This window comes from Micromonospora sp. DT229 (assembly GCF_049844505.1).
Lineage (GTDB): Bacteria > Actinomycetota > Actinomycetes > Mycobacteriales > Micromonosporaceae > Micromonospora.
Window position 1 is genome coordinate 1 of record NZ_JBNCLD010000026.1, and the last position, 20,537, is coordinate 20,537.

Here is a 20,537-nt window from a genome sequence, read left to right on the forward strand (position 1 = left end):
ACCAACGCCTACGCACCCGCACCGCCACCACCCGACGCCACCGCGGACACCTCAACCCCGCTTAAGTTCGAAGAGCCAGCATGGTCGAACGCGCACCCCGCAGCATGTGAGTGCGTCGGCAGGATGGTGCACTTCGCGATGCTGGTAGGCGCCAGGCAGTTTTTGTGCGGGTGTCAGGCCCAGGAGTCGTTCGGATCTATCACAGCGATGAAGGCTGGGGTGTCATCGATGGGGCAGAGGTTCCCGGCGGGTGTTGGGTCCATTTTTCGGCTATCGCCATGAATGCGTACCGGCAGCTTGCTGCCGGACAGGAAGTCTCCTTCATCGCCGAGCCGGTGGCGCAGGACGGGTTCGCGTATCGGGCGGTGAAGGTGTGGACAACCGAGACAGAGCCCTTGACCAACAGAGAGACAGTGCCCAGTCCCGCGCGTACCACAGCACGGTGGCACTGGCCTTTGACGAACCACCCGAGCTTGACGGGAGCTGACAGCGGAAGGCCTGGCCGACCCAGCGGCCAAATGATCGAGCATTCCGTCGATCGGCCACCGCACCGAGAGCGGCAGGTGTGCGCATCCGGCCGGGGCGATAGAGACAGCCCTGCACGCAAATCACCGATGGCGTTTCGCTCGCCACGCGATCTCGCTCGCCCTAATCCCTAACCCAAACGAATATGTCCCAGCCGAAGCCACTGAGCGCGATGGCCAGCACAACGGCGCTGACCGCCGTCGCGGTCACGGAAAGCCGCCGCCGGCGGTCGTTGCCGGTAAGTGCGTGGACGAGTGACCCTGCAGCGAGGACAGCTCCGAGCACCCAGCCATGAAGCATTACGTACAGCTGCGAGGTCATGAACAGCCAGGTGAAGGGGTTGAGCAGGGAGAACCCGAAAGGCACGAGATCCTTGGGGTCGTGCATATCGTGGGTGAGTTCATAGTGGCCGAGTCCCAACCGGATCCGGCTGACGGCGTATAACACCAGCACGACCGCATATAGACCGCCGAATCCCAACTGCGTCAGTGCAAGGCCGGTACGTACGCGGGGCGCACCGGCTGCCCGGATGGCCAGCGCAATGTTCGCTGACGCAAGCACAGCTGTCTCCTTTCTGGTGGTAGCGGCAAGTTGAAGGGCTGCCACTGCGGTGCCGAGAGCGAGCCGCAGCGGAGACAGCCCTATGTCGGCGGCGCCGCGTATGTCGGCCTCCCACTGCTCGCGGTAGCGCGAACGGGCATCGGAGACTGGCAACGCGGCCGAGGCGATCCGGCTGACGGCCAAAGCGAGGCGCATTCGGTGGGATGCTGTCATCGGGCCAGGTTCGGCCGGATGGTGGAGATCCGGAGCGTGCTCCGCTGAGCGGCAGGTTGGCAGATCCGGCGAGCCTCGGTCGCCCCGTCGCGCGTCAGTACGTACAGTCGCCGCCGGGCACCCTTGCGATCCTGGTCATCCCAGGAGGATGTGACCCATCCGGCTCTCTCTAGGCGGTCCAACAGTGGGTAGACCGTGCCGGACGGCCGGCCGGTGGCCTTGATGATCTCCAACCCCCATCGCGGCTGCTCAGAGTCAAGCAGGACGGTCAGGACGTCAACGGTTGCCCTACCTATGCGGGCGAGCGGTTCCACGGGCCTTAAACTACATATGTAGATCAGCAATGTCTATCGAAAGCACCGGGTGGCCGAAGGCCGTCGGCTCACCAGCTGCGGGTGTGTGTGGATTACGTCCGGCTCGCGTGGCTCGGGCCGGGTGTTCACCGGCAGCCCGGGATCGCTGTGGGTAGCGCGTTCGGTGCGGGCAAGCGGTCGTGGTCGGCAGGGCTCGGATGCGTCTGGCAGCATCGTCGGATGGCCGAGACGACGGACTGGCACGACTGGCATTCGCCGTACGCCGACGATGCGTCAGCGTTGTCGCGGCGACTGCGGATCGTGCAGTGCCACATCGATGACTGGCTGGACCAGCGGTCGGAGTCCACGCTACGAGTCGTCAGCGTTTGCGCGGGCCAGGGCCACGACCTCATCGGCGTGCTGGCCGGCCGCTCGGACGCCGACCGGGTGCAGGCGGAACTGATCGAAAAGGACCCACGTAACGCCGCAGCCGCCCGCAAGCGCGCCGCTGCGGCCGGTCTCGGCGGTATCACCGTCCGGTGTGCCGACGCCGGTGACTTCGCCGCGTACCGTACCGCCGTTCCGGCCGACCTGGTGCTTCTCGCCGGCGTGCTGGGCAACATCAGCGACCAGCACGCCCGAGCGACGATCACCTCACTGCCGAGGCTGTGCGCGCCAGGAGCCACGGTGATCTGGACCCGGACACGTAGGCCTCCGGACCTGACCCCGGCGGTGCGGCGCTGGTTCGCCGGCGTGGACTTCACCGAGCAGGCATTCGACGCGCCACCCGACGAACTGTTCTCAGTGGGCGTGCACCTGTTCCGCGGCCGACCTGACAGCCCGCCCCGGAGCGGCCGGATCTTCACCTTTGCACGATAAGGATCATCCGCCGCCGAGACTGCCGATAGCGGTCTGAAGTGCGTGGGGCGCATGTCGCACAGGATGGTTCTTCGACCCTGATCCAAGGTAGTCGAAGTAGCGGGTCCACCAGGTGGCGTTGCCGGGCGCGAAGGTAGCCGGATCGCAGGCGCCGTCGTAGCTCTGCCAGAGGGGTCCTTCGAGGATGAGGGTGTAGTCCAGGTCGTCAAGGGCTCGGCGGATTCGGGTGCCGTCGTGTGGAAGGCCGCCGCCGGCTGGCTGGGCCGCCATCCCTCGCTCAGCGCCTTGCGGATGACTGCCGCGACCATCGATGGGAGAACAGGGACCGGCGGGCCGCCGATCCAGTTGCTCGGGTGGTCCTGGGGCAGGCTGACCAGAAGTACGCTGCCCCTGCAGTCGGCCTGCTCGACGGCGAGGGCGGGTGGTCGCTCACCGAGCGCCTGGACGTAGGTTGGTCTCCCGCGCACCCGCCACCTGTAGACCACGCCGTCGACCGTGATGAGCCGAGAGCCCTTCCTGGTCAACGCCACGTCGATCCCCTCGCCGCCGCGCGTCAGTCGAACAGAACCACGGTGCGGGCGCCCTCGCCGCGGGCCATCCGGGCGAGCGCCTCGGGTGCTTCGTCGAGGGTGATCCGGTCGCTGACCAGGAAGTCGAGGTCGAAGCTGCCGTCGAGCACCGCGCGGGCCAGCTCCGGCAGGTCGCGGTCCGGGTCGGAGGAGCCGTACACCGAGGAGCGCAGCGTCCGGGCCGAGTGGAAGATCTCCAGGGCGCTCAGAGCGACCAGGTCGTCCTTGCCGCCCATGCCGACCACGATGACCTGCCCGCCGCGGCGGGTGGCCCGCCAGGCGGTGCGGATGGTGGCGGCCCGACCGACGCACTCCACCGCGTGATCGACGCCGCGACCGTCGGTCAGCTTCCGTATCGCGCGGCTGAGGGTGTCGTCGGCGATCAGGAAGTCGGTGGCACCGGCGGCGCGGGCCAGGTCGGCCTTGGCGGGGGAGACGTCGACCGCGATGACGGTGGCGGCCCCGGCCGCGCGGGCGGCGGCGACCGCGGACAGGCCGACGCCGCCTAGGCCGATGACGGCGACCGAGTCGCCGGGGCGCACCTGGGCGGTACGGCGGATCGCGCCGACGCCGGTGAGCACCGCGCAGCCGAGCAGCGCCGCGGTGGGGAAGGGCAGGTCCGCCGGTACGACCACCATCGCGTGCTGCGGCACCACCACCTGTTCGGCGAGCGCGCCGAGGCCGAGGGTGACGTGCAGCGGCTCGCCGTCGAGGGTGTGCCCGGCATCGGTGGCCGGGGTGCCGGTGTGTTCGCACAGCCAGGGTTCGCCGTGGGTGCAGGACCAGCAGGCCCGGCAGGGTGGCGCCCAGTTGAGCACCACGTGGTCGCCGACCGCGACCCGGTCGACACCGGCGCCGATCTCGACCACCACACCGGCGGCTTCGTGGCCGAGCAGCAGGGGGTACGGCGCGGCGATGGTGCCGTCGACCATGGACAGGTCGGAGTGGCAGACGCCGGCCGCCCGGATCGCCACCCGTACCTGCCCGGTGTCGATGTCGGGCAGGTCGACCTGCTCGACGCGCGGGGGAGTGCCAGCGGCCCTGGCCACCAGGCCCCTCACCGCTGGATCGCCTTCAGCTCGCAGAACTCCGCCAATCCGTGCGTGCCCAGCTCGCGGCCGAGGCCGGACTGCTTGTAGCCGCCGAACGGTGCGAGTGGGTTGAAGGGTGCGCCGTTGATGTCGACGGCACCGGTGCGCAACCGGCGCGCGACCTGCAACGCGCGTTCCTCGTCGGTGGACCAGACCGCACCGGCCAGCCCGTAGCGGGAGTTGTTGGCTACCCGTACGGCGTGGTCGTCGTCGTCGACCGGAATGACCGCCAGGACCGGGCCGAAGACCTCTTCCTGGGCCAGGGCGCTGTCCGGGTCGACGTCGGCGATGATCGTCGGGGCGACGAACCAGCCGCGCTGCGGCACCGGGGCCTCGGGTCCGCCGACGACGAGTCGGCCACCGTCGGCCAGGCCCCGGGCGATGTGTTCGCGTACCCGGTCGCGTTGCTGCGCGGAGACCAGCGGGCCGAGTCGGGTGGCCGGGTCGAAGGGGTCACCGAGCCGGTAGCCGGCGACCGCCTTGGCGGCCAGTTCGAGGGCTTCGTCGTAGCGGTCGCGGTGCACCAGCATCCTGGTCCATGCGGTGCAGGTCTGTCCCGAGTTGAGCATCGCGTTGCCGACCCCGACCTTGATCGCGGCGGCCAGGTCGGCGTCGTCGAGGATGACGTTCGCCGACTTGCCGCCGAGTTCCAACGCCACCCGGGCGATCCGGTCGGCGGCCAGGTGGGCGATGCGTCGGCCGGTGGCGGTGGAGCCGGTGAAGGAGACCAGGTCCACGTCCGGGTGGCCGGCGAGGGCCTCGCCGACCACCGGCCCGGTGCCGGTGACCAGGTTGACCACGCCCGGTGGCAGGTCGGCCGCGTGGATGGCGTCGAAGAGCAGGTACGCGGTCAGCGGGGTCAGCTCGCTGGGCTTGAGCACCACTGTGCACCCGGCTGCCAGGGCGGGAGCGAGTTTGGCGACGATCTGGTGCAGGGGGTAGTTCCACGGGGTGATCGCCCCGACCACTCCGACGGGTTCGCGTACCACCAGGGAGTTGCCCACGGTCTGCGGCGCCGGCGGCCGGGCGGCCAGGTCGACGTAGCTGCGCAGGACGGTCAGCGGCAGTCCTGCCTGGACCCGGGTGGCGACCTTGAACGGGGTGCCGAGTTCGGTGGCGACCGTGCGGGCGATGTCCTCGGCCCGGGCGGTCAGCTCGGCGTGCAGTCGGTCGAGGTGGGCGGCCCGGTCGACGGGGTCGGTCGCGGCCCAGCCCTCGAAGGCGGCCCGGGCGGCGGCCACCGCCCGGTCGACCTCATCGGCCGTGCCGGCCGGAACCGTGCCGATGACCTCCTCGGTGCTGGGGTTGTGCACCTCCAGGGACTGCCGGCCATCGGCGGGAACCCAGCCGCCGTCGAGGTAGAAATCGGTCCGTACGGATTCCATGAGCCTCCACCTCGACCTAAAACTAGCGGTGCAAGTTTGGACTCTAGTGCGTCCCGCCCTCCGGCGGGAGGGGGGCAAGTGGACCTACGAGGCGTTCGTAGGTGTGCGACAGCCCCTCGATCAGCGCCTCCAGGCCCAGGGCGAAGGCGCCCTCGTCGACCCGGTGCTGGTGCTCGGCCAGACGGTGGGCCTGGCTCAGATGGGGGTACTGCGCGGCGTACAGGCCCGGGTCCTCCACGAAGCCTCGGGCGAAGGACCCGAGCGCCGAACCCATCACGAAGTAGCGCATGAGGGCGCCGATGTGGGTCGCCCGGGCGGGCGGCCAGCCCGCCGCGACCAGCCCGCCGTAGACGGCGTCGGCCATGGCCAGGGCCGCCGGACGGCGGCCGGGGCCCTGCGCCAGGTGCGGCACGATGTTCGGGTGGGCCGCCAGGGCGGCGCGGAAGGTGTACCCCCAGCGACGTAGGGCCTCACGCCAGTCGACCTGGCCGAAGAACGACACGTCCACCTGGCCGGTGATGCTGTCCGCGACCGCGTCGAGGATCTCGTCTTTGGTGGCGAAGTGGTTGTAGAGCGAGGGCCCGCGTACGCCGAGCGCGGCGGCGAGCCGGCGGGTGGAGAACGCGTCGAGTCCGTCGGCGTCGATCAACGCGGCGGCGGTCTCGACGATCCGCTCCCGGCTGAGCAGCGCCTGTCGCGGCCGGGGCATGGGCGTCTCCTTCGGATGTGTGTGGTTCGCGGGAACTGTGCCACACCGGGGTCTGGACAGCATAAAACTTGCACCGCTAGTTTAAGTGCATGGACCTTCACCTCTCCGTCGAGCAGGTCGCGGTCCGGGAACTCGCCGCCGACTTCGTGAACCGCGAGGTGGTGCCGCACGCGGCGGCCTGGGACCGGCGCGAGGCCGTCGACCCCGACATCGTCGGCCGCCTCGGCGACCTGGGCTTTCTCGGCCTGACCATCGCCGAGGAGCACGGCGGATCCGGCGGCGACCATCTCGCGTACTGCCTGGTGCTGGAGGAACTCGGCCGGGGTGACTCCGCCGTACGCGGCATCGTCTCGGTCTCCCTGGGCCTGGTCGCCAAGTCGATCGCCACCCACGGCACCCTGGAGCAACGTGAGCAGTGGCTGCCCGCCCTGTGCTCGGGGGCCGCCCTGGGCTGCTTCGCCCTGACCGAGCCGGACAGCGGCTCGGACGCGGCGGCCCTGGCCACCCGGGCGGTCCGCGACGGCGACGACTGGTTGCTCACCGGCCGCAAGACCTTCATCACCAACGGCACCACGGCCGACGTGGCGATCGTCTTCGCCCGCACCGGCGGCCCGGGGCACCGGGGCATCACGGCCTTCCTGGTGCCGACCGACAGCCCGGGACTGTCCCGATCGGAGATCAAGGGCAAGCTGGGCCTGCGCGGACAGGCCACCGCCGAGCTGGCCCTCGACGGGGTACGGGTGCCCGACTCGGCCCGGCTGGGCGAGTGCGGGGCCGGTTTCCGGCTGGCCCTGGGCACCCTGGCCAAGGGACGCATGTCGGTCGCCGCCGGATGCGTCGGCATCGCCCAGGGCTGCCTGAACGCCGCCGTCGACTACGCCGGCACCCGGACCCAGTTCGGCAAACCCATCGCCGGGCATCAACTGGTGCAGCAACTGCTGGCCGGCATCGCGGTCGACACCGCCGCCGCGCGGCTGCTGGTCTGGCAGGTGGCCGACCTGATCGACCGGGGACAGCCGTTCGCCACCGAGGCCTCGATGGCCAAACTGTTCGCCAGCGAGGCCGCCGTCCGCGCGGCCAACGACGCCATCCAGGTCTTCGGCGGGTACGGCTACATCGACGAGTACCCGGTCGGCAAGTACCTGCGCGACGCTCGCGTCGCCACCCTCTACGAGGGCACCAGCCAGATCCAGCAGCTACTCATCGGGCGGGCGCTCACCGGCGTCAACGCCTTCTGACCGGAGAGGAACCCTGAGCACATGGACTTCGGGCTGTCCGACGAACAACGGGCCATCCGCGACACCGCCCGCGATTTCATCACCCGGGAGGTCATGCCGCTGGAGCAGGAACTGCTGCGCCGGGAGCGGGCCCACCAGCCCGGCCTGGACCGCTCCGAGCTGCGCGAGTTGCAGCTCAAGGCGAAGAAGTTCGGCTTCTGGGGGCTGGCCACACCGCAGGAGTACGGCGGCATGGACCTGCCCGCGGTGGTCCAGTCCCTGATCTGGACGGAGATCGGCCGCACCTTCGTGCCGTTCCGCTTCGGTGGCGAGGCCGACAACATCCTCTTCCACGCCACCGAGGAGCAGCGGCAGGAGTTCCTGCTGCCGACCATCGCCGGTGACCGGATCTCCTGCTTCGCCATCACCGAGCCGGGTGCCGGCTCCGACGCCGCCAACATCCGGTTCCGGGCCCGCCGCGACGGCGACGACTGGATCCTCAACGGCGAGAAGACCTTCATCACCGGCGGCAACGAGGCCGACTTCGCCATCGTCATCGCGGTCACCGACCCCGACCGGGACGTCCGCAACGGCGGGGCCACCGCCTTCCTGGTGGACCGGTCGATGGGCTGGCGGTCGGAGTTCATCCCCACCATGGGCGAGGGGGGTCCGGCCTCGCTGATCTTCGACGACGTACGGGTGCCGCACCGCAACATCCTCGGCGAGCCGGGCCAGGGCTTCGCCCTGGGTATGCAGTGGATCGGCAAGGGGCGCTACATCATCCCCTCACACGCCATCGGCATCGCCGAACGGGCCCTGCAGATGGCCATCGAGCACGCCAACACCCGGGAGACCTTCGGCGCCAAGATCGGTACCAACCAGGCCATCCAGTGGATGATCGCCGACTCGGAGACCGAGCTGGAGGCCGCCCGCTGGCTGATCCTGCGGGCCGCCTGGACGGTCGACGCCGGAATGGACCCCCGGCACTCCTCCTCCATGGCGAAGCTCTACGGCGCGGGCATGGTGAACCGGGTGGTCGACCGGGTCATGCAGATCCACGGTGGCATGGGCTACACCCGGGAGCTGCCGATCGAACGCTGGTACCGGCAGGTGCGGCTGTATCGGATCTTCGAGGGCACCGACGAGATGCAGCGCCTGATCATCTCCCGCGACCTGCTGCGCGGCTACACCAAGATCGGAGGGCATCTGGGATGAGGACCTTCGCCAGCATCGAGGAACTGGCCGGGGCGGTCGGTGAGACCCTCGGCCCCGGCCCGTGGTTTCCCATCGACCAGAGCCGGGTCGCCCTGTTCGCCGACGCCACCGACGACCACCAGTGGATCCACCTGGACCAGGAACGGGCGGCGGCCGGACCGTACGGCGGCACCATCGCCCACGGCTTCCTGACCCTCTCCCTGCTGCCCGCCCTGGTCGGCAGCCTGTACCGGGTCCAGGGGGTACGGATGGGGGTCAACTACGGCCTCAACCGGGTCCGGTTCCCCGCCCCGGTACGGGTCGGCACCTCGATCCGGGTCGTCGCCACCATCGACCAGGTCAGCCCGTTCGACGGTGGGGTGCAGTTGGTCGCGACCGCGACCGTGGAGGATGAGGGTGGCGGCAAGCCGGTCTGTGTGGCCGAGACGGTGAGCCGGCTGTACACCGCACCGCCCCGATGACCACCATCTCCCCGGCGACCGTACTGGCCGGCTCCGCCCGCCGGCACGCCGACACCGTGGCCGTGGTCGACGGCCGGGTCCGCGTCACCTACGCCGAACTGTGGTGGGAGGCCCGCTGCTACGGCGCCGGGCTGCGCGCCGCAGGGGTACGCGCCGGTGACGCGGTGGCCCTGCTCGCCCCGAACGTGGTCGACTTTCCCCGGGTCTACTACGCCGCCCTCGCCGCCGGTGCGCACGCCGTGCCGATCGGCGCGCCGAGCAGCCCACAGATGGTCCACCTGCTGCGGGGCGCGCGGCTGCTCGTCTGCCACACCTCACAACTGGCCGCCGGGCAGTGGGCCAGCGCCCGGGCCGGCGTACCGCTGGTCACGGTCGGACCGACCCGCGGCCCGTCCGGCGTACCCCGGCTGGAAGACCTCAGCGACCCGGCACCCGGCTGCGTCGCCACGGACCCGGACATCGACGGCGAATCGGCCGGTCGGGCCGCGACCGACCCGGACGACGGCGAGGTGGTGCTCAGTTGCCTGCCGCTGGGTGGCCGGTTCGGCCAGGACGTCGCGCTGACCGGCACCTTCGCCGCCGGGGCGACCCTGGTGCTGCTGGGCCGATTCACCGGCCCGGCGGCACTGGACCTGATGCTCCGCGAGGAGGTCACCGTCTTCCACGGCACCTCGGCGATGTACGCGGCCCTGCTCGACGCGGCCCGGGACCGACCCGCCCTGCCCCGGCTGCGTAGCTGCGTCAGCAGAACACCCCTGCCGCCGTCGCTGGGCGAGCGCTTCACGACCCTCTTCGCCACCCAGGTCGAGGTGGCCGAGGAGAAGTCGCGAGGCGGCGGCGGGCGGCGACGACACGGGTGGTGCCGGCACCGCCGGTGACGGGCGCTGTCGGCCCCACCCACACCGTCACCGACGCCGAGCGGTCGGGGATCAGCGGTGCCACATTCCCAACCTGACCGGCACCCCCGGTGATGCGTGCAGCAGCGGTTGTCCGTCCGGCGCCGGTAGACCCGCCGCAGCCAGCAGGGTCTGGTCGAGGTGCAGCAACTCGGCGCGGTGCAGGGGCCACTCGACGTGTTCGGCCTCGGCGGCGGCAAGCCGACCGAGGACGACCGTGAAGAGTCGGTAGCGGGCGGTGAGGAAGTGCGCCTGCTCGTCTCGCTCCCGCTCACCCAGCGGCGGACCGAAGCGTACGTCCACATCGCAGCGGGCTCCGCGGGGTGCGGGCCAGCGGCGGGAGGATCGATAGGAGATCAGATCCGCGGTACGGCGTACCGTCATGTCGGACCAGAAGTAGGGCAGGCCGTAGCTGGCCCGCGCTGTTACCACCGCCGGCAGCCGGGACGCGTCCAGGGACAGGAACCAGATGCCGCTGCGACCGCGCTCATCCCGGACATAGGTCCGGACATTCGTCTCCGGGAATTCCGACAGCCAGGGCAGTGGTGGCACCCCAGTCGGCCTGACCCCCTGCATGAGGAACGGGATCAGGCTGATCCAGGCTGATCCGTCGAAGGTCTCCACTTTCAGCCCGGCCGGAAGCAGGGACTGAATGAGATCGGGTGGGTAGCGCCAGTGGATGAAGGTGATCAGGTTCCACTCCTGGTACATCACCGGGCGCTGCACGGCGGGCGGAGGGGGAGCGTGCATCAGGTCGCCTCCTACGGCCACGGGCCGGTCGGCCCCGATCCGTCACAGCAGCCTACGTCCTATCCGGACGGTCGACCGACCAACCGTCGCCCGATGACATCACGGCCTGTGCTGTCGTCGACGCCGATCCGGTGGCCGGGTGCGCGGCCCGGCTACCTGCCCGGCCGCGACCTTCCTGGGAGTACCAGGACCAGGCTGTTTGCGGGCGCGATACCTACCGTGGTCGACATGGCGAATCCGAGACTAGATGGCCACCGTCACCGACCGCGACGCCTCTTCCGAACCGCTGACCGATCGACCGGCTCCGGGCAGCCGTACCTGGCCGTACTCACCGGGACCTGCCTTTTCCTGCTGCTGGCGGCGTGTTCCACCGGCCCGGGCGGCGGGGGTACGGCACCGCAGTCCGCGCCCGCCCCGACTTCCTCCACCGGCGAGCAGGCCCCGCATCCGTACGTCGGGATGTGGGTGACCGCCGACGGGCACATCCGGCAGATGCTGCTGCCCGAAGGGCGCTACGACGAGGCCCGCGGCGAACGGGAGAGCGCCTACACCGGCGCCTACCGGGTCACCGGCAACCGCATCGAGTACGACGACGACACCGGGTTCAGCGCACACGGCACCTTCGACGGGGATGTCCTGCACCACGCCGGATACGTCTTCTACCGCGAGGGCAGCGAGGCGCACCGCACCGCGAGAGAGGGATGACCATGATGGACAACGCGACCCCAAACGGCCGGCGCCTGCTCCTGACCGCCGGACTCGCCGGCGGGCTGACGGTACTCGCCGGGGCCGGTGCCGCCTCGGCGGCAACCCCCGGGAAGCCGGACGTGCCGGGACGGCCGGCCACGGAACGCCGGAACAAGGAGGCGGTGCGACACGCCTTCGCGCGGCAGAACGCCGGTGGCGACATCTACGACATCCTGCACGACCAGGTGGAGTGGACCATCGTCAACGGCCGGACCTACACCTCCAAGGCCGAGTTCCTGGCACAGGGATCGGCACCGATCATGGACCGGCTGGCCTCGACCCTGGTGATGACGATCCGGGAGATGTGGGCGGACGGAGACACCGTGATCATCCGATTCTCGGGGGACTCGACCGCCGTCGACGGGGTCGACTACCACAACGAGTACTGCTGGATCTGGCAGTTGCGCGGCGGGCAGGTGGTGCGCTGTCACGCCTTCCTGGACATGGTCGCCGTACGGGAACTCATCGACCGCATCGACCTGCCCTGAGCTGAGCTGACCCGGACCCGCTGGTCACCGTAGCCAGCTGCTGGCGGCCAGGGTGCCCAGCAGCCGCAGCGCCTCGGCGCTGCGGCTGTCCGGCTGGGCGCGGTACACGATCAACTGCTGGCCGGGGGCCTCCCGTACGTCGAAGGCGTGGTACGACAGCGTCAGTTCGCCGACCGCGCCGTGCCGGAAGGTCTTCGGCTCGTGGGTCTTGCCCTGCACCTCATGCCGTCCCCACCACCGACGGAACTCCGCGCTGGCCGCGCTCACCTCCTCGACCAGCTCCCGCACCTGCCGGTCCTGCGGGTCATGGCCGAGGGCCAGGCGCAGGTTGGCCACGCAGGTCTTCGCGGCCCGCCGCCAGTCGGCGAAGAACCGGGGACCGGCCGGGTCCAGGAAGGTCATCCGGACCAGGTTGTCCGCCTGGGTGAAGTCCGCGTAGAAGGCGTCCGCCAGGGCGTTGCCGGCCAGCAGGTCTAGTCGACGGTCGAGGACGAAGGCCGGGGTGTCCGGCCAGGCGTCGAGCAGGTCCCGCAGGCTCTGCTCGACCCGGGGCCGGGCAGGGGTCGGCTGCTCGCCGGGGGAGAGCCCGGCCAGCCGGAACAGATGGTCGTGGGCGTCCGGCTCCAGGTCCAGGGCCCGGGCCACCGCAGCCAGCACGGACCTCGAGGGGTGGCGTTCCCGGCCCTGCTCCAGCCGGGTGTAGTAGTCGACACTCACCCCGGCCAGTACGGCCACCTCCTCGCGCCGCAGCCCGGCGACCCGCCGGGTCCCGGTGGAGACCAGACCGACATCGTCCGGGGTCAACCGGGCACGCCGGGCGGTGAGGAAGGCTCCGAGCGCGGTTGTCGACATGCCAGCCACGGTAGCCACCCGGGCTCCGGCCACCCAGGGTGCGGCACACCCTGGCACCGGCGTACGACCGGTGTTCGGCACTGTTCCGAAGCCTGTTCGGTGGCGGTGAACAGCGAAAACGCTCCTACGGTGAGCCGAAATCCCCGGCGGATGAACTGATCGCCGCCGATTCCCGGAAAGGCTCTCCATGAACCGATCGATCAACCCGCGGCACCATGGCGGCGAACGGCGACTGCGTCGTCTGCTCAGCCTGGTGCTGGCGGTCGTGCTGGCCGGCACCCTCCCGGCCCTCGTCCGTTCCGCACCGGCCGCCGCCGCATCCGGCAACCTCATCCGCAACGGCACCTTCGACAACGGCAGCACCGATCCCTGGTGGACCCGACTGGCCGCGACCAACACGACCGTCGACGCCGGGCAGTTGCGCATCCGCACCGCCAACACGGTCGGCAAGCCCGTCTGGGAGGACCTGGTCGGGCACTTCGAGTTCGGGGTGACGGCGGCGACGCCGTACCGCCTCCAGTTCGACGCCTCCGCCGAGGCCAGCCGCAACGTGCGGGTCTCGGTCTCCCGGGTCGACACGCCGTTCACCTCCGCGTTCGACCGGGAGGTCGCACTCACCGCCACGATGCGCCGCTTCACCTTCGACTTCGTCGCCCCCTTCGGTGACCCGAAGGCGGTGCTCCTGTTCCACTTCGGCGGGCGGGCGGCCTCCACCGTCCGGCTGGACAACATCTCGCTCACCCCGTTGGCCGTGGACGCGGTCAGCGACCCGATCCTCTACTGGAACGAGGTGCTGCTGGACAGCTACCGAGCTTCGACGCCGGCACCCACCGTCGCCGCCCGGGACGCGGCGATCCTGCACGCGGCCATGCACGACGCCGCCGTCTCGGTCACCGGTGTCGGCAACCCCTACCGGGTGCGGGTACCGGTCAACTACCCCGGCACCATGGACGACGTGGTGGCCCCGTCCCTGCACGCGGCCCTCGACAAGGCCGCCTTCGACGTACTGGTCGCCCGCTTCCCGCAGCGCCGAACGGACCTGGAGACGGCCCTGGCCACCGCGGTCACCCGCCGACCCTCCGGAGTGAACGCCGCCGAAGCCACTCGGGGTACGACGGTCGGTGCCGCAGCCGCAGCCGCCAACCTCCAGGCTCGCGCCGACGACGGCTCCGGCGACGCCGGCCAGTACCAACCCGACGGGGTCGACGGGGCCTGGCGACCGACCGACGGCACCCCGGCGGTCACCCCGCACTGGGGTCGGGTCACCCCGTTCGTGTTGACCTCCGGCCGGCAGTTCCGACCCGACCTGCCCGCCGACGCGGACGACTACCAGGACCTGCTCGGCAAGCAGGAGTACCTGGACCAGGTGCGGGAGGTACGCGAGCTCGGCAGCCGGACCTCGACGCTGCGCACCACCGACCAGACCCAGCTCGCCCACTTCTGGGCCAACGACGTGGCCGGTACCTACAAGCCGCCCGGTCAGCTGTTCGCGCACACCCAGATCGTGGCGAGGCAGCGGCAGCTCGGCATCCTGGCCAACGCCCGGCTGTTCGGGCTGGTCGGCCTGGCGTTGGCCGACTCCGCCATCGCCGCCTGGGACGCCAAGTATCTGACCCCGATCGATCTGTGGCGACCGGAGAGCGCGATCGGCAACGGGTGGCAGCCGCTGTCGCGGCAGGTGAACGGGGTCTCCTTCTCACCGGCCTTCCCGGCCTACATCTCCGGACACGCCACCTTCGCCGGGGCGTGGGCGGCGGTGATGAAGGGCTTCTTCGGCACCAACGACATCGCCTTCGACGCCACCACGGACGACCCGTTCGCCCGGGGCGTCGTGCGGCGGATGCCGGGCTTCGACCAGGCCGCCCAGGAGAACGCCCTGAGCCGGATCTACCTGGGCGTGCACTACCGCTTCGACGCCGACGCCGGTCTGGCCGTCGGCGGGTCCGTGGGCGCCTACGTCTACGCCAACCGGCTCCGACCGTGAGTCCTCAGTCGGGGTGAGAGGGCTCCCCGTCCGGTCCGTCGACCGGGCGGGGAGCGACGTCCCGCCGGTGCGCCAGCAGCATCCCGTACGCGCCGAGAAGCGCCCCCGCCACGGCGATCACCGCCGGATGCAGTCGCCGGGGGTACGACGTGACCGGCGGCACCGGTTCGCGCGGCGGGTGCCGCACCCCGCAGCACGCCGAGGGGGCCGGACCCTCGACCGGTCGGGTCGGCCGGCTGAGGCGTACGTCGATGTCGTGTCGCAGTTCGATCCACTGCTCGATGGTGGCCGGCGGCATTCCGCAGGCGGTCAGCAGGGCCACGACGGCCTGCTCGCGGGGCAGGGTGGTCCGCCCCAGCATGGTGGCCAGAGTGCTCGGCGGCAACCAGTGTCCGCAGGCGGAGGCGCGGCGGGAGATCTCCCGATAGGTCAGGCCGGACCGTCGGCGGATGTCCCGCAGCAAATCGACGTACTCGCCCGCCGTGGCGGTCCGCGGCACCGGATCCCGGGCAGCCTCATGCATCGCTTCCACCCCCGTGGTGATTGATGTGTTCGGGCTCGACCCGAGCCCCTCGGCCCTGCGTCGGCCGTCGAACAAGACGCTAGGTATCCCGGCTGTCCGAGACAATGCCCTCCGAGCCTCGGTGCGGTGTCCGCGCAGCTCAGGGCGGCTTGTCCGGGTCATGTCCGACCATCTCGGACAGTCGGGTGAGGCGGGTTGCCCCGGCCTCCGCGGGCTCGGGAGAATCAGACGATGACCACGGGGGAGCTACGACCGGAGGAGGCGACCGACCCGGCCGGGTTCGTCGACCTGTTACGCCGGCTGAAGGAACGGTCCGGACTGACCTACCGGCAACTGGAGCAGCGCGCGGCCGCAGCCGGCGACGTGCTGGCCCGCAGCACCGCTGCCGATCTGCTGCGCCGGTCCACCCTGCCGCGACCGGAGGTGTTGGCCGCGTTCGTCCGCGCCTGCGGGGCGCCGGATCAGGTGGAGCGGTGGTTGCGGGCACGGGATCGGCTGGCCGCCGGCCCGTACGCCGGGGCCGATCCGACTCTGCCCACCTCTGCCCTTCAGAACCCGACCGGGGCAGGCCCCGACGAGGACGGCGTGGCGCAACCGGTCCGCCCGGTGCGTCCGGGCCGGTTCACCCGACCTGCGCCGACGCTGCTCCTCGTCGGCACCCTGCTGGCCGCCCTCGCCGTCGGCGCCTGGTTCTGGTGGCCCGACGACGAGCAGCGGACCTCGACGGAGCAGGCCGGGGCGCTCACCTCACCGGGCCGCGTCTCGTCGGCCCTGCCCAGCGGCGGGCGGAGTCAGATCCGGCCCGCCCACGCCCCGCACCTGTGCATCACCGAAGGGCGCGACCGCACCGGCGGATACCCCAGCGAGGTGGCGGCCCAGCGCCCCTGCGCGGAGGCCACCCCACCGGACACCTACCTGGAGCCGGTGGCGGACGACCTGTACTTCATCAAGTGGCACCACCCGGAGCACGGAGCCGGCTGCCTCACCGTCCGCCGGGATGATCCCGGCCGGAACCTGATCGAGCCCTGGCCGCACTGCCGCACCGACTTCTGGCCGCAACTGTTCCGCTTCGAGCCGACCGGGGCGGCGCCGACGGAGTACCGGCTGCGACCGGCGGGCAGCGACCTGTGCGTCGGCATCCGCGACGACCACACCGAGGTGCCGGCCGAGGCGTCGGCGGAGCCGTGCACCGGCGGCGCCGACCAGGTGTTCCTGGTCGACTCGCTGCCGGAGGACTGAGGCGAGCGGGGTGCGGCCTGGCTGCGGTGACCAGCGCCGGGCCGGCTCGCCGTCTCATCGGGGCTGGAGCAGCCCACGGTCGATCATGAAGGCCCGCAAGGTCTCGGCGTCCTCGGCGGACATCAGGCGGCGGGGGATCACCGTCGCTGCCATCCCGCCGACGAACACGACCCAGAAGTCCGGGGTGTCGGTCACCCGGGTGACCCCTTCCCAGGCGATGCCGCCGGACTCCGAGCCGCTGCGCATCATGATGTTGTCCTCGGTGATGTCATAGGCCCCGTCGACGGCGTAGCGGCCGGAGCGACGTCGGGCCCGCAGCCGCACGAAGGGGGAGTACAGCATCGCCAGCAGGCCGCCGAGGGTCATCGACACCCACAGCGGCATGAGCTGCTCGATCCACGAGGACCCCAGCGAGGCGATCAGACCGATGGCCCCGACCCCGGCCAGCACCGCGCCGACATAGCCGTACCTGCGTAGTCCGACACTGCTGAGCACGGCGGCGACCCGGCCCGGATAGCTGGGGTCGGCGGGGACCTCGAAACGGATGTGCATCGGCGAAACGATACTGCCCCACCCACCCGGCCAGTGCCGCGCTGCCCCCTGGCCGCGCCACTGGTTGGCGCGGGGACCCGGACCAATCGAATCTCTGCTATATATGGGAACGCTCCCAAGGTGGCCGATCGGTCGCCGCGCGGGGAGACCAAGCCATGGAGGAGCCATGCGTAAGTTTCTTGCCGCGTTGACCGCCGCCCTGATGCTCGGCGTCACGGCCGGCAGCGTCCCGTCCGCCGCCAGCGCCGCACCGCACAAGTCGTGCCCGCGCCACCTGCTCTTCTGCGAGGACTTCGAACGTCTGCCGCGTGGCGGCGCCAGCAGCCTGAACTGGGGCATCGACACCCGCAACGGCACCCTGACGGTGGAACAGGCCCGCCGGGGCAACAAGGTGCTGCACATCCACACCGTGGACAACGGGCGGGCCTTCCTGCGGGTAGACGACTTCGAGGCACCGGGCAACCGGTTCTACGGCCGGATGCGGCTGCGGGTCGACGCCTTCCCGACCGCACCGGACTGGGCGCACTTCACCCTGGTGGAGGCGACCGGCACCGGCAGCTCGGAGATCGTCCGACCGATCGGCGGCCAGTACGCCCCCACCGTCCCGGGGATCTTCTGGGGGGTGGGTGCCGACGGCGGGCCGACCGGCGACTGGACCAACTGGCGCGAGTCCGCCCCGGTGGTCGAGGACACCTGGCAGTGCTTCGAGTGGAAACTCGACCCCAGGGATAACCGGGTCACGGTGTGGATCGACGGGGTGGCGAACCCGGAGTTGACCGCCTCCACCAACCAGCACGGCGGCAACCAGGTGCCCTTCATCCTGCCGAAGGTGAACACCGTGAAGATCGGCTGGCAGCTCTACCAGGGCGGCACCACCCCGGGCCAGTTCGACCTCTGGATCGACGACATCGCCCTGTCCAGCCAGCGCATCGGCTGCTGACCGGCCGACCCCGCCCTCAGATCAGCCCGAGCGCCAGGGCGGCGAAGAGGGCGGCCAGCCAGCCCCAACCCGGAATGATCATGGCGCGTTGAATCAGGCCGATGCGCGGTGACACCTGTTCCCAGGCTCTGCCGAACTGGACGAGCCCGAGGAACAGGGCCACCGCGACCCCACCCGAGACGACCCGCCAGGGTGTCGTGGGCAGGGTGAAGGCGCTGATGGCCGCGCTGACGGGCAGGGACAGGAAGACGACGGCACCGGCGAGGTCGTGGATCCGGTGTGCTGTGCTCTGCTGCTCGGGTATCCCGGTCGGTGCACCCGGCGGGTATCCGAGCAGCGGGTCCATCCGGAACACTCCGGAGGCGACAAGGCTGAGCCCGAAGATGGCCAGCACCACGCCGAGCAGGGCGCTGGGGCCCTTGATGATCACGCCGAGGGCTCCCGCCGTGATCGCGGAACCGGAGATCAGGAAGTTGGCCGTCTGGATCCCACCCCGGCTACCGAGGGCCAGGGAGCTGACCGGGTGGCGGATCGGGGCGTAGCCCGGTCGGCTGGCCCCGTCGATGAGGAACACCAGCACGAACGACACCGCTCCGACGGCACCCACCCACAAGGCCATGTGGTCCTTCTTCCCCGTGTCGGAACCTCCGGCTGATCCAGTACATCGAACAAGACGCCGGTCGACCCAGTGCCGATGGTCATGGCCTCCCTCGGCTCAGCGGAGGCGCGACTGTCGATCTCCGCCGGTTTCCACGCTCTCCCGCTGGCCGGCGCGGGCCCGCATGAGGGCGAATCCGAGCAGGTTGAGCCCGCGCCAACGTGCGGGGTCGGTGGCATCCGGATGGTCGGCGGCCAGACCGATGCCCCAGACCTGGTCGAACGGGCTGGCCTCCACCAGCACCCGCTCCCCGGTGTCGAGCAGATAGGCACCCAAGGCCCGATGCTGGTCGAACTTGGCCCGGTTGCCGGTCACCACGATGCCGAAACGGTGCCGTTGCCAGGTCTGCGGGTCGAAGCCGACGACCCGACGACCCAGGGCCTTCACCGCCTCCGGCGAATCCACCGTCAGGATCTGAGCGGCCCGGGCGTGGTCGTCGAAGAGGACGGCCTTGCGCCACATCATGTAGTGCTCGGCGGTGGCGAAGCGTAGCCCGTCGAGGGTGAACGGTGCCGGCCACCACTGACTCAGGCACTCGGCGCCGATCCGGCCGTCGGCCCGCGGCTGGTGGCCCCAGAAGAACAGGTAGTCCACTCGGGAACCCGCACTCACGGCGGCGATCAGTTCGGCGACACTGCCTACGGACGTGACCATGCCCGCGAGTGTCGCACCGCGAGACCTGCCGCACCATCATGTCTCAGGACCGGCCGCGATCGCACTGGCAGTACGCCGGTGGCATCTGCCGAGCGGGCGGTGGCCCCGGCCGGGTGAGCGGACACCCGACGGCGGCACGAAACGGTAAAGTGATCCGCACCTCGCAAGTGGACACACCGCGAACGGGCCCATCCCAAGCGGACGCATCGGCCGAGACCGCCGATCAGTGCGGCTCTCCACGGCAACACTGCTGCGCCGCCTCGACGGCGGCGAACATGACGACCCACGAGATGAGGCGGCATGGCTGGAGTGAGCGACGACGGCGAGACCAGGCCGGCGACCGCGGCCCGGATCTACGACTACTTCCTCGGCGGCACCCACAACTTCCCGGCCGACCGCGAGGCCGCGCAGGCGATGCTCAAGGTGTTGCCGCTGGGGCCGCAGATGGCCAGGACGAACCGGGCCTTTCTGCGACGCGCCGTGCGATATCTCGCGGAATCGGGGGTGCGACAGTTCCTCGACATAGGCTCCGGCATCCCCACCGAAGGCAACGTCCACGAGATCGTCCAACAGGTCGAGCCCGAGGCCCGTGTCGTCTACGTGGACGTCGACCCGGTGGCGGTCGCGGAGAGCCTGAAACTGCTCGACGGCAACCCGTTGGCGACCGTGGTCAACGCCGACCTGCGCGATCCTCGGTCGATCCTCGCGCATCCGCAGGTCACGGCGCTGCTCGACTTCGACCGGCCGATCGGCCTCGTGTTGGGCGCGGTCCTGCATTTCGTCTCCGACGACGAGACCGCCTACGACGCGGTGGGTCGACTGCTCGCCGCTATGGTGCCCGGGAGTCACCTGCTCATCTCTCATGCGACGGCCGACGAGGCGCCACACGAGCCGGACGAGATCGACGTGGCCCACGACATCTACCGGCACCGGACCGCCACGCCTCTCGGGCTGCGCACCAGAGCGCAGATCGAGCGCTTCTTCGACGGTCTCGACCTGGTCGAACCGGGCGTGGTGTGGCTGCCGCTGTGGCGTCCGGCCCCGGACGATCCGCAGTACTTCGCCGACGATCCGACGCGCAGCGCCGGCCTCGGTGGACTCGGACGGATCCCGCCCCACCACGGCAGGTAGCCGAG

General features: G+C 70.7%; 23 protein-coding genes and 1 pseudogene. 12 read left to right on the forward strand and 12 right to left on the reverse strand.

What is annotated here, in order from left to right:
• Window positions 1-170 precede the first annotated feature (170 nt).
• On the forward strand, window positions 171-659 hold the full coding sequence (locus ACLQ2T_RS27085; RefSeq protein WP_425769180.1) for a cold shock domain-containing protein: 489 nt from the start codon (window positions 171-173) through the stop codon (window positions 657-659).
• On the opposite strand, the gene ACLQ2T_RS27090 is transcribed toward ACLQ2T_RS27085, so the two are convergent.
• Together ACLQ2T_RS27090 and ACLQ2T_RS27095 are read right to left on the reverse strand one after the other, a co-directional pair.
• Window positions 649-1,299, reverse strand: coding sequence for a hypothetical protein (locus tag ACLQ2T_RS27090; RefSeq protein WP_425769181.1), 651 nt, complete (start codon window positions 1,297-1,299; stop codon window positions 649-651). The genes ACLQ2T_RS27085 and ACLQ2T_RS27090 overlap by 11 nt on opposite strands.
• Window positions 1,296-1,613 carry a PadR family transcriptional regulator gene (locus ACLQ2T_RS27095; RefSeq protein ID WP_425769182.1) on the reverse strand — a complete coding sequence of 106 codons (318 nt, stop codon included), beginning with the start codon at window positions 1,611-1,613 and terminating at the stop codon, window positions 1,296-1,298. The genes ACLQ2T_RS27090 and ACLQ2T_RS27095 overlap by 4 nt, the downstream gene beginning before the upstream one ends.
• A gap of 219 nt (window positions 1,614-1,832) precedes the next feature.
• Here ACLQ2T_RS27095 and ACLQ2T_RS27100 point away from each other — a divergent pair, with 219 nt between their 5' ends.
• A complete protein-coding gene (locus ACLQ2T_RS27100; protein ID WP_425769183.1) occupies window positions 1,833-2,471 on the forward strand; it encodes an SAM-dependent methyltransferase in 639 nt (212 codons plus the stop codon).
• A 3-nt stretch (window positions 2,472-2,474) separates the two neighbouring features.
• Here ACLQ2T_RS27100 and ACLQ2T_RS27105 read toward each other — a convergent pair whose 3' ends face one another.
• The 4 genes from ACLQ2T_RS27105 to ACLQ2T_RS27120 all read right to left on the reverse strand — a co-directional run bounded on the left by ACLQ2T_RS27105 (window position 2,475) and on the right by ACLQ2T_RS27120 (window position 6,225).
• Window positions 2,475-2,741 (reverse strand): hypothetical protein, encoded by a 267-nt coding sequence (locus ACLQ2T_RS27105; protein ID WP_425769184.1) that lies wholly within the window; start codon window positions 2,739-2,741, stop codon window positions 2,475-2,477.
• Window positions 2,742-3,024: 283 nt separating this feature from the next.
• Window positions 3,025-4,089: a zinc-binding dehydrogenase gene (locus tag ACLQ2T_RS27110; protein ID WP_425769185.1), complete on the reverse strand. Its 1,065-nt coding sequence runs from the start codon at window positions 4,087-4,089 to the stop codon at window positions 3,025-3,027.
• Between the two features lie 8 nt (window positions 4,090-4,097).
• Complete coding sequence (locus tag ACLQ2T_RS27115; protein WP_425769186.1) at window positions 4,098-5,516, reverse strand: aldehyde dehydrogenase family protein; 1,419 nt, start codon at window positions 5,514-5,516, stop codon at window positions 4,098-4,100.
• A gap of 43 nt (window positions 5,517-5,559) precedes the next feature.
• Window positions 5,560-6,225: a TetR/AcrR family transcriptional regulator gene (locus ACLQ2T_RS27120; RefSeq protein ID WP_425769187.1), complete on the reverse strand. Its 666-nt coding sequence runs from the start codon at window positions 6,223-6,225 to the stop codon at window positions 5,560-5,562.
• 89 nt (window positions 6,226-6,314) lie between these two features.
• On the opposite strand from ACLQ2T_RS27120, the gene ACLQ2T_RS27125 reads away from it, so the two are divergent.
• Genes ACLQ2T_RS27125 through ACLQ2T_RS27140 form a run of 4 tightly spaced genes read left to right on the forward strand, consistent with a single transcriptional unit; the run spans window position 6,315 to window position 9,996 of the window.
• Window positions 6,315-7,463, forward strand: coding sequence for an acyl-CoA dehydrogenase family protein (locus tag ACLQ2T_RS27125; RefSeq protein ID WP_425769188.1), 1,149 nt, complete (start codon window positions 6,315-6,317; stop codon window positions 7,461-7,463).
• Window positions 7,464-7,484: 21 nt separating this feature from the next.
• Window positions 7,485-8,657 (forward strand): acyl-CoA dehydrogenase family protein, encoded by a 1,173-nt coding sequence (locus ACLQ2T_RS27130; protein ID WP_425769189.1) that lies wholly within the window; start codon window positions 7,485-7,487, stop codon window positions 8,655-8,657.
• The gene (locus tag ACLQ2T_RS27135) at window positions 8,654-9,118 is read left to right on the forward strand and encodes a MaoC family dehydratase (RefSeq protein WP_425769190.1); all 465 of its coding nucleotides are present in this window, start codon (window positions 8,654-8,656) and stop codon (window positions 9,116-9,118) included. Before ACLQ2T_RS27130 ends, ACLQ2T_RS27135 begins: the two co-directional genes overlap by 4 nt.
• On the forward strand, window positions 9,115-9,996 hold the full coding sequence (locus tag ACLQ2T_RS27140) for an AMP-binding protein (RefSeq protein WP_425769191.1): 882 nt from the start codon (window positions 9,115-9,117) through the stop codon (window positions 9,994-9,996). Before ACLQ2T_RS27135 ends, ACLQ2T_RS27140 begins: the two co-directional genes overlap by 4 nt.
• Before the next feature lie 51 nt (window positions 9,997-10,047).
• Here the strand turns inward: ACLQ2T_RS27140 and ACLQ2T_RS27145 are convergent, their stop codons facing one another.
• Window positions 10,048-10,764: a YqjF family protein gene (locus ACLQ2T_RS27145; protein WP_425769192.1), complete on the reverse strand. Its 717-nt coding sequence runs from the start codon at window positions 10,762-10,764 to the stop codon at window positions 10,048-10,050.
• Window positions 10,765-10,992: 228 nt separating this feature from the next.
• Between ACLQ2T_RS27145 and ACLQ2T_RS27150 the strand changes: the two genes are divergently transcribed.
• Entirely contained in the window at window positions 10,993-11,469 is a 477-nt protein-coding gene (locus tag ACLQ2T_RS27150; protein ID WP_425769193.1) for an Atu4866 domain-containing protein, read from the forward strand.
• Window positions 11,470-11,474: 5 nt separating this feature from the next.
• A complete protein-coding gene (locus tag ACLQ2T_RS27155; protein ID WP_425769194.1) occupies window positions 11,475-11,999 on the forward strand; it encodes a nuclear transport factor 2 family protein in 525 nt (174 codons plus the stop codon).
• Between the two features lie 24 nt (window positions 12,000-12,023).
• On the opposite strand, the gene ACLQ2T_RS27160 is transcribed toward ACLQ2T_RS27155, so the two are convergent.
• A complete protein-coding gene (locus tag ACLQ2T_RS27160; RefSeq protein WP_425769195.1) occupies window positions 12,024-12,851 on the reverse strand; it encodes a helix-turn-helix domain-containing protein in 828 nt (275 codons plus the stop codon).
• Between the two features lie 187 nt (window positions 12,852-13,038).
• On the opposite strand from ACLQ2T_RS27160, the gene ACLQ2T_RS27165 reads away from it, so the two are divergent.
• Entirely contained in the window at window positions 13,039-14,835 is a 1,797-nt protein-coding gene (locus ACLQ2T_RS27165; protein ID WP_425769196.1) for a carbohydrate binding domain-containing protein, read from the forward strand.
• Window positions 14,836-14,839: 4 nt separating this feature from the next.
• Here ACLQ2T_RS27165 and ACLQ2T_RS27170 read toward each other — a convergent pair whose 3' ends face one another.
• Window positions 14,840-15,358 carry a helix-turn-helix domain-containing protein gene (locus tag ACLQ2T_RS27170; RefSeq protein WP_425769197.1) on the reverse strand — a complete coding sequence of 173 codons (519 nt, stop codon included), beginning with the start codon at window positions 15,356-15,358 and terminating at the stop codon, window positions 14,840-14,842.
• A gap of 231 nt (window positions 15,359-15,589) precedes the next feature.
• Here ACLQ2T_RS27170 and ACLQ2T_RS27175 point away from each other — a divergent pair, with 231 nt between their 5' ends.
• A complete protein-coding gene (locus ACLQ2T_RS27175) occupies window positions 15,590-16,597 on the forward strand; it encodes a helix-turn-helix domain-containing protein (protein ID WP_425769198.1) in 1,008 nt (335 codons plus the stop codon).
• Between the two features lie 54 nt (window positions 16,598-16,651).
• Here ACLQ2T_RS27175 and ACLQ2T_RS27180 read toward each other — a convergent pair whose 3' ends face one another.
• Complete coding sequence (locus ACLQ2T_RS27180; RefSeq protein WP_425769199.1) at window positions 16,652-17,149, reverse strand: YcxB family protein; 498 nt, start codon at window positions 17,147-17,149, stop codon at window positions 16,652-16,654.
• A 166-nt stretch (window positions 17,150-17,315) separates the two neighbouring features.
• Here ACLQ2T_RS27180 and ACLQ2T_RS27185 point away from each other — a divergent pair, with 166 nt between their 5' ends.
• Entirely contained in the window at window positions 17,316-18,089 is a 774-nt protein-coding gene (locus tag ACLQ2T_RS27185) for a hypothetical protein (RefSeq protein WP_425769200.1), read from the forward strand.
• A gap of 16 nt (window positions 18,090-18,105) precedes the next feature.
• Here ACLQ2T_RS27185 and ACLQ2T_RS27190 read toward each other — a convergent pair whose 3' ends face one another.
• A complete protein-coding gene (locus ACLQ2T_RS27190) occupies window positions 18,106-18,708 on the reverse strand; it encodes a DUF998 domain-containing protein (RefSeq protein ID WP_425769201.1) in 603 nt (200 codons plus the stop codon).
• Between the two features lie 96 nt (window positions 18,709-18,804).
• Entirely contained in the window at window positions 18,805-19,401 is a 597-nt protein-coding gene (locus ACLQ2T_RS27195; RefSeq protein WP_425769202.1) for an NADAR family protein, read from the reverse strand.
• Between the two features lie 290 nt (window positions 19,402-19,691).
• On the opposite strand from ACLQ2T_RS27195, the pseudogene ACLQ2T_RS27200 reads away from it, so the two are divergent.
• Window positions 19,692-20,532: pseudogene (locus tag ACLQ2T_RS27200) on the forward strand (SAM-dependent methyltransferase).
• Window positions 20,533-20,537 lie beyond the last annotated feature (5 nt).